This window comes from Tabrizicola sp. (genome assembly GCF_030694085.1).
GTDB lineage: Bacteria > Pseudomonadota > Alphaproteobacteria > Rhodobacterales > Rhodobacteraceae > Tabrizicola.
The window spans coordinates 107,840-123,633 of record NZ_JAUXZE010000032.1 but is presented as its reverse complement, the minus strand read 5'-3'; the positions used below and the strand labels follow the sequence as shown (position 1 = coordinate 123,633).

Genomic DNA, 15,794 nt, shown 5'->3' with positions numbered 1-15,794 from the left:
TTTCTGTTGCCTTGCTTGGGCTTGGCGCGCTAAGTTGACATCCAAGGAAACGCAAGCAAGCGGACGCTCCTGATGGCGGGACCTTTAAGCTCGGAGGAAATCGAGGATGTTGTCTCCTCGGTGAGGCGGCTTGTTTCGAACGAGCTGTCACCGCGGCGTCACAGCCGCGACCTTGCCGCCGACCGTCTGCTTCTGACCCCATCGCTGCGTGTGGTCTCTGAGATCAGTCCGCTTGCCCCGCTTGTGCTTGACGAAAAGGTCGAGGATCCGGCGCTCATCCAGCCCGCGCCACCCCCGGCTGCGGATCCCCCGGTCGATGATTCCGTCCAGCTGATCGAAGCAGACTGGGAAGACGAAATCTGGGAAGCGCCCGAAGCCGTTCCGCTGGGCGAGGTCGCGCTTGGCGTCGAAGAGGCCGAGGTGCTGGTTCCGATCGACGCTGGGGACGACCTGCTGGTTGCCCCGACGGATGATTTGGCGGGACCCGGGATCGAAGCCGAAGCCGAAGTCGAAGCCGAAGCCGAAGTCCAAGCCGGACTGGCTGAGCCGATCCCGTTTGCGACGTTTCGGCACCGGGCTGAAATTCCAGCCGCCGGTCTCGCCGCTGGAAGCATGGTGGACGAGCGGCAAGAGGATACCGATCCGGCCCTTGCCGACTTAGCTCTGGACGCAAGCGCCGCTGAACAGCCTTTACCGACGGACGATCTGCAGGCCGCCCTCGCGTCGACGCAATCCCTGCCAGCTGACACCCCGTTCCAGACGCCAAAGCCAGAGCTGGCTCGTCACGCAGATACGGTGACCGACGCCGCGCCGTTCATCTCCGGGCACATTCCTGGGCAAACCCCTGACCCCGCCACGACCCAGGACAGCCTGTCGCAGCGGATGCCGACCGAGATCATTGACGCCGACGGGACGCCGCTTGCCGTCCTGGACGAGGCGGCGTTGCAGGACATCGTGCGGCAGATGATCCGCGAAGAGCTGCAGGGCGACCTGGGCGAGCGGATCACGCGCAATGTCCGCAAGCTGGTCCGGGCCGAGATCAATCGCGCGCTGATGGCGCGGGACCTGGACTAAACCCCCGAAGCAAAAATGAAAACGCGCCCCGTCGGGGCGCGCGTCTGTCGTTGTGGCAACAAGGATCAGGCCGCTTCGGCCTGCTCCAGCTCCAGTGCGTGACGCCGTTCGGATTCTTCGCGGCTCAGCGCGACCGAGGTGCGCACGCCCTTCGAGACGAACTCCATCAGCCCCTTCACGACACGCTCGTTCGGGTCGATCCCGGCGCAGGACAGCACTTCACGGCCGTCGCGCGAACGCGCCCAGCGGGCGATCTGGTCCGGGCCGTTGCCGTACTTCTTGTCGTCGGCGATGGCGTCGTCCAGGGCCGCCAGAACCACGGCGGCAAAAAGTTTGCGTGCACGCTGCCCCTGCTCGAAGTTGAAGGCGGTGCTGTCGATGGTGTCACGCATCGGTTTTTCCTTTTTTCTTGCTCTTGTCTTTCGCGGCGTTCGTGGGTTGTAACGGTTCGGTCACGATTCGGGCTGACCGCTTTTGGAATGACTGCTATGCGTCCAGTGCATAGCCTAGTCAGGGCTATACTGTATATAGTCGTCTCGATCTCCCGGACAAAGCGACATATGGGGGGGACCATCAGTCTTTCAACCTTTGGTTAACATTTTCTTGCCCATCCGCGCGGTCAAGCCCGCTGGTCGGTCAGTCGTCCAGTTGAATCTGGGCGCCGGCGGCTTGCATGGACTGTCCGGCGCGATCGAAGCGCAGATAGGCGATGGCCCTGCCTTCGGATTGGGTGAAAAGCGTGCCGGCCGGCTTGCCGTCGGCCAGGATCTCGGTCCCCACAGGAGCCGTGCCCGCGACCTTGACTCGCACCAGACCCTTGCGCAGTTCGGTCTTGTGTTTCATCCGGGCGGTGACCTCCTGGCCGACGTAGCAGCCCTTGCGGAAATCGACTCCGTGCAGGCGCTCGAACCCGGCTTCAAGGATGTAGGTGTCATCCGGCACCAGCTCGATGCCGCTTTCAGGGATCAGGTGCTGGACGCGGATGGCGTCCCAGTCGACCGCCACCTCGGACACTGCGGCGGTGCCGTAAAGCCGCCAGCCAAGGGCCGGATGACGCGGGTCGGGCAGGGCGCCCTCGGGGGGTGCGCCCAGGCCGCGGCTGACGGTCACCGATGCAGGCAGAATCTGAACATCGGCGCGCAGCCGGTACAGGGTCAGGCGTCGCAAGGTGTCGGCTGCAAGCGACTCGGCGATGTCGATCAGCAGCGGCCCCTCCGGCAGACGCACCACGAAGAAATCGGCCAGATACTTGCCCTGCGGCGACAGTAGGGCGGCCCAGACAATGCCGGGACCCGTCTCAAGCGGCCGCAGATCGTTCGAGACCACGCCCTGCAGGAACGTCAGCGCGTCCTTGCCGGAAAGCGTCCAGAGGGTTCGGTCGGCCTGGGTCATGTCGGGCAGTGTAGGGGCAGGGCCGGGCGCGCGGAAGTCTCAGTCACGCAGTTGTGCCTCCTGCAACTGGGCGTAAAGCCCGCCGCGCGCCATCAGCTCGTCATGCGTGCCTTGCTCGATCAGGCGGCCGCGATCCAGTACGATGATCTTGTCGGCCCCTTTCACGGTGGACAGCCGGTGCGCGATGACCAGCGTGGTCCTGTCCTTCTGGGCGCGCGAAAGGGCCACCGAGACAGCTGCCTCGGTCCGCGTGTCCAAGGCCGAGGTCGCCTCGTCCAAGAGCAGGACCGGCGCGTCGGCCAGAAGCGCCCGGGCAATCGCCACGCGTTGCCGCTGCCCGCCCGAAAGCGCCGAACCACGGGTCCCGACGTGGGTGTCAAGACCAAGCGGCATCGCCGCCACGAAGCCCGACGCCTCGGCATCGTCCAGCACCTGCACCAGGCGGGCCGGGTCGCGGTCGTCACGGCCCAGAAGCAGGTTCTCCCGCAAGGTCTCGTCGAACAGTGCAGCGTCCTGCGACACGGCGGCAAGAAGCGCGCGCTGATCGAACAGGGAAAGGTCCTGGACATCCACGCCGCCGATCAGGATGCGGCCCGACTGAGGCTCGATCAGGGCTGAAATCAGCTGGAACACCGTGGACTTGCCTGCGCCCGAGGACCCGACCAGGGCAGTGACCTTGCCGGCCTCGGCCGTGAAGCTGAGCCCGTCCAGAACGGGCCGGTCGGGGTAGGTGAAGCTGACGTTCTCGAACCGGACTTCAGGTGCGCCCGGGGCCGGCTTTGCGCGGCTTTGCGCAGGGCGCGTGCCTGCGGGCAGGGTGTCGAACAGCGTGAAGACGCGTTCCAGGCTGGCCTCGGCCACCTGCCACTGGCCCGCCAGATCGCTGAGACGGCGGATCGGCTGGAAGGTCAGCGCCATCGCGGTGAAGAAGGACATGAACTCGCCCGTCGTGCGCTCGCCGCTGGCGACTTCGGCGCCGCCCAGCATCAGGACGGCGAAAAAGCCCAATCCCGTGATGATGTCGACCAGCGCGGGCATCGCTGCCCGGCCAAGCGCGGTCTTCACCTCGGCGCGGACGATGGTGTTGATGATGCGCTGAAAGCGCGAGGTCTGGTAATCCTCCATCCGGTTCAGCTTGACCGACTGGATGCCGTGGAAGATCTCGTCCAGCCGTGTGGCGCGCAGGCCGGACTGTTCGCGCGTCAGCATAGCCTTGCGACGCAGGTAGCGCCGCAGCAGGTAGGCGGGAAACAAGAGCAAAGGCGCGCCGACCATCGCGGCGGCCGTCCAGTAGGGATCGATCCAGATCGCCACCAGGAAAAGACCGATCAGCGAGACCACATCGCGCCCGACCCCGCCGATCACCAGCACCGCAGCCCCTTGTGCTGCCATCGTATCGCCCTGGACCCGCTCGATCAGCTTGCCGGGCGAATGTTGCTGATAAAAGCTTGCGTCAAGCGTCAGAAGGTGGCGCACCAGATCGACCTGCATCGCCCCGGCGGCATGCTGGTTGACGCGCGTCAAGAGCCAGCGACCCACGACCGAGGTGGTCGCCCGAACGACAAACAGGCCCAGGATCGCCAGGCCCACCCAGATCAAGAGGCCCGATCCGCCTTCGGCGAAGACCACGTCGAACAGGGGCTTCAGCATGTAGGACAGAAGCCCCAGCGTCGATCCCTCGACCATCATGATCAGGAAGGTCAGCAGCATCAGCCCCAGATGCGGCCGCAGATAAAGGCCGAAATAGCGCCGGAAAAGCTCGCGCGAGGAATAGGGACGGTCGGTGTCCGATGCGTGGCTTTCGTCGTGCATGGGCAGGGTTTAGCCCGAAAGGCCGCAACCCTCAAGCCGCGCCGGATTGACGCTGCCTGCTCTCGGGCCTAGCCATGACGGGCAAGTGAAGGAGAGACGCATGAGCCTTGCCAACGGTCGCCCCTATCTGGCCATCCCCGGTCCCTCGGTGATCCCCGAGCGGGTGCTGCGCGCGATGCACCAGGGCTCGCCCAACATCTATGAAGGTCCGCTGATCGACATGGTGGCCAGCCTCTGGCCCGATCTGCGCGCCGTGGCGGGGACGACGGGCCATGTGGCGATGTACATCGGCAACGGCCATGCCGGGTGGGAGGCCGCGAATGCGAACCTCTTCAACCGAGGCGACAAGGCGCTGGTGCTGGCCGTGGGCCAGTTCGGCCTCTCCTGGGCCAACAGCGCCCGCGCGATGGGGATCGAGGTCGAGGTGCTGGACTTCGGCAAGTCCGCTCCCGTTGACATGAACCGGGTCGAGGCCACGTTGCGGGCCGACACCGGCCACAAGATCAAGGCTGTCCTGACGACTCACGTCGACACGGCCAGTACGATCAGGACCGACATCCCGGCTCTGCGTGCGGCGATGGATGCAGCGGGGCATCCGGCCTTGCTGGCGGTGGACTGCATCGCTTCGCTGGGCTGCGACGAATTCCGCATGGACGACTGGGGCGTCGACGTCATGGTCGCGGCCTGCCAGAAGGGGTTGATGACGCCTCCCGGCATGGCCTTCGTCTGGTTCAGTGAAGCCGCCCGCCTGCGCTGCGGCAAGTCGGACCTTGCCACCCCTTACTGGGCCTGGGGGCCACGTGCCGAGCCCGAGGAGTTCTGGCAGATCTGGGACGGCACCGCGCCGACCTCGCACCTTTACGGGCTGCGCGAGGCCTTGGACATGATCGGGGAAGAGGGCCTGCCGAACGTCTGGAAGCGCCACCACACGCTTGCCTCGGCAGTCTGGGCCGCCTTCGATTGCTGGTCTGCGGGCAACCCTGCCATCGGGATGAACGTGGCTGAGCCCGCCCATCGCGGCTGGTCGGTGACGGCGGCCCGCTTCGGTGCCCCCCACGCCACGCGTCTGCGGGAATGGTGCGAGAGACAGGCCGGCGTCACCCTGGGCATCGGCCTTGGCATGGCACCTTCGACCGATCCGGCCTACCACGGCTTCCTGCGCGTGGCACATATGGGGCACGTCAACGCCCACATGACCCTTGGCGCGCTGGCGGTGATGGAGGCGGGGATGTCCGCGCTGGCCATCCCGCATGGTCAGGGGGCATTGGCAGCGGCGGCGCAGGTGGTGGCCAAAGGTGCGCTGTAGCGCCGCCTTACGCCTTCACCTGCCGCTCGCGGACCGAGATGTAGACTGCGGACGCGATCAGGATCGTGACGCCCAGCACGGTCCATCCGTCGGGCAGATCGCCGAAGAACCACCAGCCCAGAAGCGTCGCCATGATGATCTCGGTGAAAGCCAGCGGCGCCAGCAGGGAGGCCTCGCCGTGTTCATAGGCCTTGGTGATCAGCACATGGCCAAGGGTCGCGATCACGCCCAGGGCTGCCAGCATCGCCCATTGCTGAAGGGTTGGGCTTATCCAGAGGAATGGCAGCGCCAGCGTTATCAGCGCCGCCCCTATGGCTGAGGTCTGGAAGTTCAGCACCATCGCGTCCGCCACGCCGGCCATCGCCCGCGTCATCACGAAATAGGACCCCAGCGCCACCCCGGCCCCCAAGGCGTAAAGCGTGCCGGGGTTCACCTCGACCAGGCCGGGCCGGATGATGACCAGCGTGCCGATGAAGCCCACCGCGACGGCGGCCCAGCGGCGGGGTCCGACCTTTTCCCGCAAGGCCAGTGCCGACAGGATCACGATCACCAGCGGGTTGACGAAGAAGATCGCCAGCGCATCGGCGATGGGCAGGTGTTTCAACGCCTGGAAGAACAGGAACGTCGCCCCGAACAGCAGCACCGCGCGGGCAAGTTGGCGGAGCGGCTGTGCCGGCCGGAACGCCTGCGCGCCCTCGGCCCGCAGCGCGAAGGGCAGCGTCATCAGCCCACCGAACAGTGCCCGCGCCCAGACCACGATCAGGATCGGCAGCCCAGCCTGGCCCAGTTTCTTGGCAAAGACGTCGATCACCGGCAGGATCGCCATCGCCGCCAGCATGAGGGCGACGCCGACCAGCGGGCGTGCGGACGCGGGCTTCCCGACAAGAGCGGTCAGGACAGACCTCCGGGATGGTCATCTTCCAGGTAGATGCGGATGATCTGGTCAAAACTGGTCTCGGCGGTGAAGCCCAGGGAACGGGCCCGGGTGGCGGCGCAGGCCTCGGCCCAGGGCTCGACAATGGCCTGGATCACCGGGTCCGGGGCGTAGGTGATCAGGTCCACCGCCTTTTGCCCGGCGACCCGGCGCAGGGCCTCGATCATCTCGGCGATGCTGGCGGACAAGCCGGGCATGCTTAGCGCGCGAGAGGGGCCAAGGGCGGAAGTGTCCAGCGTCGCCGCCCGCAGGAAGAACCCCGTCGCCGCGCGGGGACTGGCGAACCAGTGCCTTAAGGAATCGCGGACGGGGAGCGTGGCAGGCAGCCCGTTCAACGGCTCGCGCAGGATCGAGGAATAGAACCCCGAGGCCGCCCGGTTCGGCGCGCCGGGCCGGATGCAGATCGTGGGCAAGCGCAGCGCGACCCCGTCCAGCAGACCCCGGCGCGAATAGTCTGACAGAAGAAGCTCGGTCATCGCCTTCTGCGTGCCATAGCTTGTGCGCGGAGTCAGGTGGAAATCGTCCGGGATCAGCTTCGGGAAGGGCGCACCAAAGACGGCGAGCGACGAGGCAAAGACCACGCGCGGGCAGTAGCCGGGCTGCGCCGCGATGGCATCGAAAAGGGCGCGCGAGGCGTCAAGGTTGGTGGCATAGCCCTTGGCCAGGTCCGCCTCTGCCTCGCCCGAGACGACGGCGGCAAGGTGGAAGATCAGGTCCGGCCGGTCCTGCACCAGCTGCTCTGCAGCCCCGGCCCCGGTCAGGTTCACCGCCAGCGACGTCCCGCCCACGACCGAGGCGGGCACAACCACATCCGCCAGCGTCAGGCGGTCAAAGGCCAGCGCGCCACCCGTGATCGCCGCCGTCAGCTTTCGGCCCAGCATGCCCGCCGCGCCAAGGATCAGGATATGCATGGGTCCCCTCCGTTTGCGCGGAAGGGGACCACATCACCGGCCCAAAGCCAAGCGGATCAGCCGCCGTTCTTGGCCAGCCACTCCGTCATCCACTTGATCTCGGTTTCCTGCGCCGCGATGATTTCCTCGGCCAGCTTCTTCACCTCGGGATCGGTGCCGTGCTCCAGCACGATCTTCGCCATTTCGACCGCTCCCAGGTGATGCGGGATCATGCCCTTGATGAAGTCGACATCGGCATTGCCGGTATACTCCATCATCATGTTCTGGTGCATCCGGTCGTTGGCCTCCATGAAGGCCATCGAGGCCGGGCTCTTGTCGCCCATCATATGTCCCTCGTGCCCGGTTTCCTGCGCAAGGACGGGCAGGGGGCTGGCAAGGCTGACAGCGAGGATGAGGTGCTTCAACATGGTATGTCTCCTTATTCAGACGCGACCGTGATCCCACCTTCCCATCGGGGAAGGAAACTCATTTCGGCGTGAGCGGAAATGCAGCAGCCTGCCCATTGTTCCCCATCTGTGCACGACGGACGCCGATCTGTGCGGCACGGGGCGGCTTCTCCCCCTTTCCGACCGGGGGGCGGGGGCGTATGTTTGCGTGACTTACGCAGGAAAGGCAGGCAGTGCAGGTGACCAAGCACAAGCGGCACCGTCCCGTCGTCGGGATCATCGGCAACAGCTACTTGATCAACAACAGCTATCCCGCCCATTCCAGCGGGACGATGAACACGGCTGCGGTGGCCGAGGTTGCAGCCGCCGTGCCGCTGATCATCCCATCGGACCCGCGCTATGTCGCGGTCGATGAACTGCTGGACCTCTGTGACGGCTTCCTCTTGACTGGCGGCCGCCCCAACGTCCATCCCAGCGAATACGGCGAGGAGGAAACCCCCGCCCACGGCGCCTTCGACCGGGGCCGCGATGCGATCACGCTGCCCTTGATCCGCGCCTGTGTCGACCGGGGCCAGCCCTTCCTTGGCATCTGCCGCGGCTTTCAAGAGGTGAACGTCGCGCTTGGCGGCACGCTCCACCCCGAAATCCGCGACCTTCCCGGCCGGATGAACCACCGCATGCCGCCCGAGGGCACGCTGGAGGAATGTTTCGCGCTTCGCCACACCGTCAGTTTCACCGAGGGCGGGGTCTTTCACAAGCTGATGGGCGCGCGCGAGGTGATGACCAACACGCTGCACGGCCAGGGGATCGCGCGCGCCGGATGCCGGATCGTGATCGACGGCCACGCGCCCGACGGCACCCCGGAAGCGATCTATGTCAAGGACGCGCCGGGCTTCACCCTGTCGGTCCAGTGGCACCCGGAATGGAACGCAGGCAACGATCCCGTCTCGCGGCCGCTGTTTCAGGCCTTCGGCGAAGCCGTGGCCGCCTGGGCCGAAGGCAAGCGCCCGGCGGCGATGGCGCGGTCGGCCTGAGTTGACACGGATCAGGGCGGCTGTCCGTCCTTTGCGATAGACGGGCACCACCCAGACAGGAGGCGCCCATGTATCTCGTCATCGTCTATGCCACCACGGACGGCCAGACCCGCAAGATTGCCCGCTTCGCCGCCGACCGACTGGCGGCCACCGGCCATTCCGTCGAACTGCTGGACGCCCAGGACACCGAAGGCCTTGACCTCGCCCGCTTCGATGGTGCGGTCCTTGCCGGATCGCTTCATGCCGGAGGCTATCAGAAGTCGCTTGCCCGCTTCGCCACCGATCAGGCCGCCGCTCTGGCCCTGATGCCGACGCTCTTTCTGGCCGTCTCGCTGTCCGCTGCCGGGAACGACCCCGACGACTGGGCGGGCCTGCGCCGCTGCCTGGCCGAGTTCGAGGCCGACACCGGCTGGACCCCGGGACGTGTCGAACATGTCGCGGGGGCGTTCAGGTTCTCGGAATACGACTTCTTCCGCGCCTGGGCGATGCGGCGGATCGCCGATCAGAAGGGCGAACAGGTCGACCCTGGCAAGGACAAGGAATACACCGACTGGGCGGCCCTGGTCCTGACGCTGGACGGTTGGGTCGCGGGCCTGTCCCCCCGCGTCTCCCCCCGCGTCAAAGGCGGCGCAGCTTAAGTCGGGTGATCCGGTTCTCGCGCTTGCCCACGACCTCGAAGCGGAAACCGTGAAAGCTGAAGACCTGGCCCTCGGCGGGGATCATCTGCGCTTCGTGGATGACAAGGCCCGCCAGTGTGTTCGCCTCTTCGTCCGGCAGCCGCCAGTCGGTCGCCCGGTTCAGGTCGCGGATGGTCATCGCCCCGTCTATCAGCCAGGCCCCGTCGTCTGTCTGGGTCAACCCTGAATCCTTGCGCACCACGTCGAATTCGTCGGTGATGTCGCCGACGATCTCTTCCAGGATGTCTTCCAGCGTGATCAGGCCCTGCAGCGTGCCATATTCGTCGACGACCAGCGCGAAATGGGTCCGGCGGGCAAGAAACTCGCGCATCTGTTCGTCCAGAGCCGTCGTGTCGGGGATGAAATAGGGCTTCATCGCCACCTTCACGATGTCCAGCGCCTCGATCCCCAGACCCTCTTCGCCCCGGACCAGCCGGTCCACCTCGCGCAAGAGGTCCTTGGCATGCACCACGCCCAGGATGTTGTCGTCACTGTCCCGGAAGATCGGCAGCCGGGTGTGGGGCGAGGCGAGGACCCGGGTGATGATCGCTCCCGGTGGCAAGTCGGCGTCGATCATCTCGATCTGGCGGCGATGGCGCATGATCTCGTCCACCGTCCGGTGCGACAGGTCCAGGGCACCCAGCAGCCGGTCGCGGTCCTCCTTCTCCACCGCGCCCTCGGAATGGCCAAGCGCGATGGCCCCGGCGATCTCCTCGCGCAGCGCCAGCATCGCGCTTCCCTCCTCGGTCTTCAGCCCGAACAGCCGCAGCATCCCACGGACCAGCAGCCGGACCAGTGCGACGATGGGCGAGAAGATCAGGATCAGCACCCCGATGACCGGGGCGACGCGGGTCGCAAATCCTTCAGGAAACGTGATTGCCACGGTTTTCGGCATCACCTCGCCAAAGACCAGCACCAGCGCGGTCATCCCCAAGGTGGCCAGCGCCACGCCACTGTCGCCGAAGACCCGCGTCAACAGCGCCGTCGCCAGCGAGGCCGACAGGATGTTGACGATGTTGTTGCCCAGAAGCAGCGCGCCGATCATCCGCTCGCGGTCCTCGGTCACCACCATCGCAGCCTTCGCCCCGCGTGAGCCACGGTCGGCCTGCGCTTTCAGTTTCCCGCGCGACGCGGCCGTCAGCGCCGTTTCCGAGCCCGAGAAGAACGCGGACATCACCAGCAGCGCCAGGATCGCGGCAACGGTCAGCCAGAAGGCGGTATCAAGTGCAGAGTCGGGCATCGGGTCTTTCCGGGGTTCAGCTCTTGCGGGCCAGGGGGTGCTTGGTCAGGACCAGGTCCTTGAGGTGGTCATCCAGGACATGCGTATAAATCTCGGTCGTGGCAACATCGGCGTGGCCCAGCAGCGTCTGGATCACCATAAGGTCCGCGCCATTGGCCAGAAGATGCGTCGCGAAGGCATGGCGCAAGACATGCGGCGTCACGCGCGCGGGGGAAATCCCGGCCAGAACGGCCACGTCCTTGACCAGGCTATGAAAATGCTGCCGCGTCAGATGACCTTCACGCCCCTCGCCGGGGAACAGGAAGCGCGACGGGGTCCGGCCCGCCTTGCGGCCTGCATCGTCGTCGGCGTCCCGCTGCGCCAGCCAGTCGGCCAACGCCGTGCGCGCCGGGCCGGACAAAGGCACCATCCGTTCCTTGTCGCCCTTGCCGCGCACCAGAATCATCCGGGGATTGCCGCGCACTGCGGCGACGGGCAGTCCCACCAACTCGCTCACCCGCAGGCCGGTGGCATAGAGCAACTCGAACAGTGCCGTATCCCGCAGCCGGTCCACCGGATTTCGGCCGCGGGTACGGGCGGCCTCCATCAGCCGGATGACCTCGGCTTCGGTCAGGGTTTTCGGCAAGCTCTGGGCCCGGCCCGGACCCGTCAGCCGCAGGGCAGGGTTGTCCTGGCGCCAGCCTTCCTCGAAGGCAAAGCGGTAAAGCTGGCGGATTGACGACAGCCGCCGGGCGCGGGTCGCCTTGGACAGGCCCTGCGCGTCGCAGTGAACCAGGTAATCCTCCACCGCCTCGCGACCGGCTTCGGCAAAACCCATGCCGCGCCGCGCAAGCCAGTCGGCGAAATCCACCAGGTCGCGGCCATAGGCCAGTTGAGTGTTCCGCGCTGCCCCCAGTTCCGCAGCACAGGCGTCCAGGAAGGTCGAGATCCAGCGGCTCGCCTCGGCATCCGCCATGCCTCAGCCCCGCCGTTCCAGGATCATCAGCTCCAGCGCCGTGCGCCGCGCGACCGCCTCCAGGCCCGCAACCCGCAAAAGCGACAGGCCCTCGGTGACGCCACGCAGATCGCCCTGGACCCCGCGCGCAATGTTGTCGATGGCAACGACGATCGCCTCGCCCTTGCGGTTCTCGTCCAGAAGCGCCTGCGCTTCGGTTGACGGAGTCGGTTCGCGGAAGGCGGCCTGGATCGCCCGCGCCAGGCTGTCAGGTGGCACCGCTTCCTTTGCGTCGCCGACCGCCAGCGCCATCAGGAAGGCGTCCTCGGCATTGACGGGGCTGTGTCTTCTTGCGGCCATCTCGGCCTGCGGCGACAGTAGCCCGACCCGGAAGGCGATGGCCGCCGCTTCGCCGGTCAGTGGCACCTCCTGAAGCGCCTTGCCGAAAAGCGTGGCAAAGGGCACCTCAAGCTCGACCTCCTGCATCCGTTCCCAGACCACGGGCAGAGCGGCCGCGACCCGCGTCGCATCGCCCGCCGTCAGCGCCGCATCAAAGGCCTGGAAGGCCGCCACCCGGTCCCAGACCCCGCCCGAGGCGGCAGGATCGCGTTCTGTGTAAAGCCCCAGGATCACGTTCGGCGGGATGGTCCCGGCCCGGGTCAGCCGCTCGGCCGCTTCGATCCGGGCCTTCCAGCCGGCGCGGGGACCGATCTCGGCATAGGAAAATGCGATGGGCAGCCCCTCGGTCGGCAAGGGCTCTCCGATGGCGGCATAGATCATCCAGTCCAGCGGAGTGACGGGGCTTGGCGCCGGGGGCACCGGCTCGCCCTCGAAGAGGTCGGGGTCCAGAAACCGCGACAGCAGGGCCTCCTGATCCGCGGAAATCTGGTTCAAGGCGCGCGAGGTCCGTATCGTCAGCGCCGCCGTATCCCAGTCGCCCGACCGCGCCAGGCAGAAGATCCGCGCCGGGACGGTGGGCGCAAGGTGCGGCGCATTCGCCATCGACTCGCAGGCGCGGTCCTCGGCGCCGGTCAGCAGCGCCACGTCGAAGGACCGGCGGAAGAGGTCCGGCGTTGTGTCCCCCGCCGCCTCGATCAGCGCCGCCGCCTGCTCCAGCGCGCCCATCGCAAGCAGCTTGTCGATCCGCGTCTGCAGCAGCTCGCCCCGGCCCCCGGCATCGACCGGGGCGGCGACCTCGGCCAGAAGCATCGTCAGGAACAACTGGCGCAACGCGGGCAGGTCGTCGTCTGGATGGGTGACCAGTCGCTCGGCAATCTCGCGCGTCAGGCCCGCGCCCCAAAGGTCCTTCGGCAGCCCGGACACGGCAGGCGCGATCAGCCCGACCCCGTCGGGCGAGGGGCCGTCCAGCGACGACGTCGTGACCGTCGCGGGCAGCGCGCCGCCCGCTTCGGTGACCGGAGGCTCGTCGAGCGACGGGGCGACAGTGCCTGCCGTGGCAGGGGTGGCGACGGACTGCGACAGCCAGTCGATGGCCGAAAGCGGGCCGCCCGTATCCTGGGCTGCCGCCGGTCCCCCCAGCATCAGAAGCGAAAGAACCCCCGCCGCACTAGTCCGCATTCAACACCACAGGCTTCTTCACTTCGCCCTGAACCGGCGACAGATCGCCCAGATAGGCATAGCCCGTCAAGCCGATGAAGCCCAAAATCACCAGCACCACCAACGCCTTGATGATCCGACCCATCGCCTAGCCCTTCCTCGAACGTCCCGGACGGCTTGTTCCGCCCGGCTATTGTTGCTGCGCACGCCCGGTTATGGCCCCGGCGCGGCAGATGCCATTGCAAATCTATATAGCATTGGGGAAGACTTCACGCCATTGAGGGGGAAAGTTTTCCCGTCGGCAAGTCCTTGCCCGCGGGGCCAGAGGAACGGTGTGCCATGCGATTGGTCAAGACGGTTGTTCTTGTGGGAATGATGGGGGCCGGCAAGACCGCAGTCGGCACCGCGGTCGCCCGACAGCTGGGCGTGCCCTTCAAGGATTCGGATGAAGAGATCGTCCGCGCCGCCAACCGTTCCATCGCCGAGATCTTCGAACGCGACGGCGAGCCCTTCTTTCGTGCCCGAGAAAGCGAAGTGATCAACCGCCTGCTGCGCGCAACGCCCTGCGTGCTGTCGACCGGGGGCGGGGCCTTCCTGGCGCCTGCGAATCGCACGCTGATCCATGACGTCGGTGTTTCGGTCTGGCTGAAGGCGGACCTGGAACTGCTCTGGCAGCGCGTCCGCCACAAGACGACACGGCCCCTCTTGCGCACCGCCAACCCGCGCGAGACGCTGCGCGCGCTTTACGAGGCCCGCCAGCCGCTTTATGCGATGGCCGACATCGTGGTGGAAAGTGCTGCCGAACGGTCCGTCGACGAGATGGCGACCCGCGTGGTCGAGGCGCTGAAAACACGGCCCGACGTGCTGGAGGTCTGATCTTGAACACTGTTGCGGTTGACCTGGGCGAACGCTCCTACCAGGTGCGGATCGGTCATGGCCTCCTGGCCCGTGCCGGGACCGAGATCGCGCCCCTTCTGCGAAGGCAGCGCGTGGCCATCGTGACCGAAGATTCCGTCGCGGCCCTGCACCTGCCTGCGCTGCAATCGGCGCTACAGGCCGAAGGCATCGCTTCGACCGCTCTGGCACTGCCGCCGGGCGAGGGGACGAAGAACTGGGAAAACCTGGCCCGCTGCACCGAATGGCTTCTGGAACAGAAGGTGGAACGCAAGGACGTGGTCCTGGCACTTGGCGGCGGCGTGATCGGCGATCTGGTGGGCTTTTCCGCCGCCATTCTGCGCCGGGGCGTGCGTTTCGTGCAGCTGCCAACCTCGCTTCTGGCGCAAGTGGACAGCTCGGTCGGCGGCAAGACCGGGATCAACACCGCACAGGGCAAGAACCTGGTCGGCGCCTTCCATCAGCCCAGCCTGGTGCTTGCCGACATCGACGTCCTCGACACACTGGCCGACCGCGACTTCCTGTCGGGCTATGGCGAGGTGGTGAAATACGGGCTTCTCGGAGACGCCGCCTTCTTCGACTGGCTGGAACGCGAAGGCCCCGCGCTTCGGTCTGGCGATAAAGCCGCCCGCCTGCGCGCCGTCACCCGGTCGGTCGAGATGAAGGCCGGAATCGTGTCGCGCGACGAGACGGAAGAGGGCGAGCGCGCGCTTCTGAACCTTGGCCACACATTCTGCCATGCGCTTGAAAAGGCGACAGGATACTCTGACCGCCTGCTCCACGGCGAAGGCGTTGCCATCGGCTGCGCCCTGGCGTTCGAGCTGTCGTCCCGTCTTGGCCTTTGCAGCCAGGAAGACCCCAGCCGCGTCCGCGCGCATCTGAAGGCGATGGGGATGAAGACCGACATCCGCGACATCCCTGGCGCGCTGCCGGGGGCCGAGGCGCTGATCGCGCTGATGGGTCAGGACAAGAAGGTGGTGGACGGAAAGCTGCGCTTCATCCTCGCGCGCGGGGTCGGTCACGCCTTCGTTGCCGACGACGTGCCGGGCGACACCGTCCGCTCCGTGCTGGACGACGCCCTAAGGTCCTAGAACAGCAGCTTGTAGACGTTTCCGTTGGTGTCCGAGGCCTGGCCGGTGCCGCTGGCCGTGCCCGACCCGATGACAAAGGTGCCTTGCACGCGGGTCCCATCGGCGCAGACGGCATAGATCTCGCCGTTGTTCACGCCTGCGACCGTCTCGATCTCCCGCCCGACTTCGCCGCCGGTCTTCTTGAAGGTCAGCGACATCCCCTTGGTGTTCGACACCGTGCGCGGGGTCAGCGAGGACCAGGTGCCGGTGCAGCGCCCGCGTTCGGGCAGGCGGAAGGTAAGTTCACCCGACGTGCCGGTGGTGTTCTTCGCCGTCGCCTGGATGACCAGCGTCGGGTCGGCATCCGCGATGGGGCCCTGCAACGGATAGAGCTGCATCGGGCTGGTGCCGCTCGCACAGGCCGCCAGCGGCAGAATCAGACCCATGATCAGGAGGCGGGTCTTTGCAGTCATCGGCAGGCAGGTCTCCGAAAAGGGCGTCAGGCGGGGCCGGTCGCGCGTCTATGCGGCGAATTCGGCAGCATGTCCAGAGGTCGGGACTGCCGCCAGGTGC

Annotated in this window: 17 protein-coding genes; 6 read left to right on the top strand and 11 right to left on the bottom strand. The window is 66.7% G+C overall.

The features are described 5' to 3' along the window. The first annotated feature begins 120 nt into the window (after positions 1–120). Positions 121–1,074 (top strand): hypothetical protein, encoded by a 954-nt coding sequence (locus tag Q8M85_RS04820; protein WP_305540956.1) that lies wholly within the window; start codon positions 121–123, stop codon positions 1,072–1,074. A 65-nt stretch (positions 1,075–1,139) separates the two neighbouring features. Here the strand turns inward: Q8M85_RS04820 and Q8M85_RS04815 are convergent, their stop codons facing one another. The 3 genes from Q8M85_RS04815 to Q8M85_RS04805 all read right to left on the bottom strand — a co-directional run bounded on the left by Q8M85_RS04815 (position 1,140) and on the right by Q8M85_RS04805 (position 4,278). After that, positions 1,140–1,466, bottom strand: a complete 327-nt coding sequence (locus tag Q8M85_RS04815; protein WP_295077574.1) for a DUF6280 family protein — start codon at positions 1,464–1,466, stop codon at positions 1,140–1,142. A 244-nt stretch (positions 1,467–1,710) separates the two neighbouring features. Beyond that, a complete protein-coding gene (locus tag Q8M85_RS04810) occupies positions 1,711–2,475 on the bottom strand; it encodes a folate-binding protein YgfZ (protein ID WP_371135201.1) in 765 nt (254 codons plus the stop codon). A 30-nt stretch (positions 2,476–2,505) separates the two neighbouring features. Continuing rightward, on the bottom strand, positions 2,506–4,278 hold the full coding sequence (locus Q8M85_RS04805) for an ABC transporter ATP-binding protein (protein ID WP_305540948.1): 1,773 nt from the start codon (positions 4,276–4,278) through the stop codon (positions 2,506–2,508). 100 nt (positions 4,279–4,378) lie between these two features. Between Q8M85_RS04805 and Q8M85_RS04800 the strand changes: the two genes are divergently transcribed. Then, positions 4,379–5,584, top strand: a complete 1,206-nt coding sequence (locus Q8M85_RS04800; RefSeq protein ID WP_305540945.1) for an alanine--glyoxylate aminotransferase family protein — start codon at positions 4,379–4,381, stop codon at positions 5,582–5,584. A 7-nt stretch (positions 5,585–5,591) separates the two neighbouring features. Here the strand turns inward: Q8M85_RS04800 and Q8M85_RS04795 are convergent, their stop codons facing one another. From Q8M85_RS04795 to Q8M85_RS04785, 3 genes are read right to left on the bottom strand one after another with little or no spacing between them, the layout of a single operon-like run. Next, positions 5,592–6,440, bottom strand: a complete 849-nt coding sequence (locus Q8M85_RS04795) for a DMT family transporter (protein WP_305541030.1) — start codon at positions 6,438–6,440, stop codon at positions 5,592–5,594. A 35-nt stretch (positions 6,441–6,475) separates the two neighbouring features. Beyond that, the gene (denD, locus tag Q8M85_RS04790) at positions 6,476–7,429 is read right to left on the bottom strand and encodes a D-erythronate dehydrogenase (RefSeq protein ID WP_305540942.1); all 954 of its coding nucleotides are present in this window, start codon (positions 7,427–7,429) and stop codon (positions 6,476–6,478) included. Positions 7,430–7,485: 56 nt separating this feature from the next. Then, positions 7,486–7,836 carry a DUF305 domain-containing protein gene (locus tag Q8M85_RS04785; RefSeq protein ID WP_305540939.1) on the bottom strand — a complete coding sequence of 117 codons (351 nt, stop codon included), beginning with the start codon at positions 7,834–7,836 and terminating at the stop codon, positions 7,486–7,488. 218 nt (positions 7,837–8,054) lie between these two features. On the opposite strand from Q8M85_RS04785, the gene Q8M85_RS04780 reads away from it, so the two are divergent. Together Q8M85_RS04780 and Q8M85_RS04775 are read left to right on the top strand one after the other, a co-directional pair. Beyond that, positions 8,055–8,849, top strand: a complete 795-nt coding sequence (locus Q8M85_RS04780; protein ID WP_305540936.1) for a gamma-glutamyl-gamma-aminobutyrate hydrolase family protein — start codon at positions 8,055–8,057, stop codon at positions 8,847–8,849. 68 nt (positions 8,850–8,917) lie between these two features. After that, entirely contained in the window at positions 8,918–9,487 is a 570-nt protein-coding gene (locus Q8M85_RS04775; protein WP_305540933.1) for a flavodoxin domain-containing protein, read from the top strand. Here the strand turns inward: Q8M85_RS04775 and Q8M85_RS04770 are convergent. From Q8M85_RS04770 to Q8M85_RS04755, 4 genes are read right to left on the bottom strand one after another with little or no spacing between them, the layout of a single operon-like run. Further along, positions 9,468–10,766, bottom strand: coding sequence for an HlyC/CorC family transporter (locus Q8M85_RS04770; RefSeq protein ID WP_305540929.1), 1,299 nt, complete (start codon positions 10,764–10,766; stop codon positions 9,468–9,470). The two genes, Q8M85_RS04775 and Q8M85_RS04770, sit on opposite strands and share 20 nt — an antisense overlap. A 16-nt stretch (positions 10,767–10,782) precedes the next feature. Then, complete coding sequence (locus Q8M85_RS04765) at positions 10,783–11,721, bottom strand: site-specific tyrosine recombinase XerD (RefSeq protein ID WP_305540926.1); 939 nt, start codon at positions 11,719–11,721, stop codon at positions 10,783–10,785. Positions 11,722–11,724: 3 nt separating this feature from the next. After that, complete coding sequence (locus tag Q8M85_RS04760) at positions 11,725–13,278, bottom strand: hypothetical protein (protein WP_305540923.1); 1,554 nt, start codon at positions 13,276–13,278, stop codon at positions 11,725–11,727. Then, on the bottom strand, positions 13,268–13,402 hold the full coding sequence (locus Q8M85_RS04755) for a hypothetical protein (protein ID WP_305540920.1): 135 nt from the start codon (positions 13,400–13,402) through the stop codon (positions 13,268–13,270). Before Q8M85_RS04755 ends, Q8M85_RS04760 begins: the two co-directional genes overlap by 11 nt. Before the next feature lie 164 nt (positions 13,403–13,566). Here Q8M85_RS04755 and Q8M85_RS04750 point away from each other — a divergent pair, with 164 nt between their 5' ends. Beyond that, the gene (locus Q8M85_RS04750) at positions 13,567–14,133 is read left to right on the top strand and encodes a shikimate kinase (RefSeq protein ID WP_305540917.1); all 567 of its coding nucleotides are present in this window, start codon (positions 13,567–13,569) and stop codon (positions 14,131–14,133) included. Further along, entirely contained in the window at positions 14,133–15,242 is a 1,110-nt protein-coding gene (gene aroB, locus Q8M85_RS04745; protein ID WP_371135199.1) for a 3-dehydroquinate synthase, read from the top strand. The genes Q8M85_RS04750 and aroB overlap by 1 nt, the downstream gene beginning before the upstream one ends. Here aroB and Q8M85_RS04740 read toward each other — a convergent pair. Then, positions 15,239–15,694: a hypothetical protein gene (locus Q8M85_RS04740; RefSeq protein ID WP_305540915.1), complete on the bottom strand. Its 456-nt coding sequence runs from the start codon at positions 15,692–15,694 to the stop codon at positions 15,239–15,241. The two genes, aroB and Q8M85_RS04740, sit on opposite strands and share 4 nt — an antisense overlap. Between the last annotated feature and the right edge of the window lie 100 nt (positions 15,695–15,794).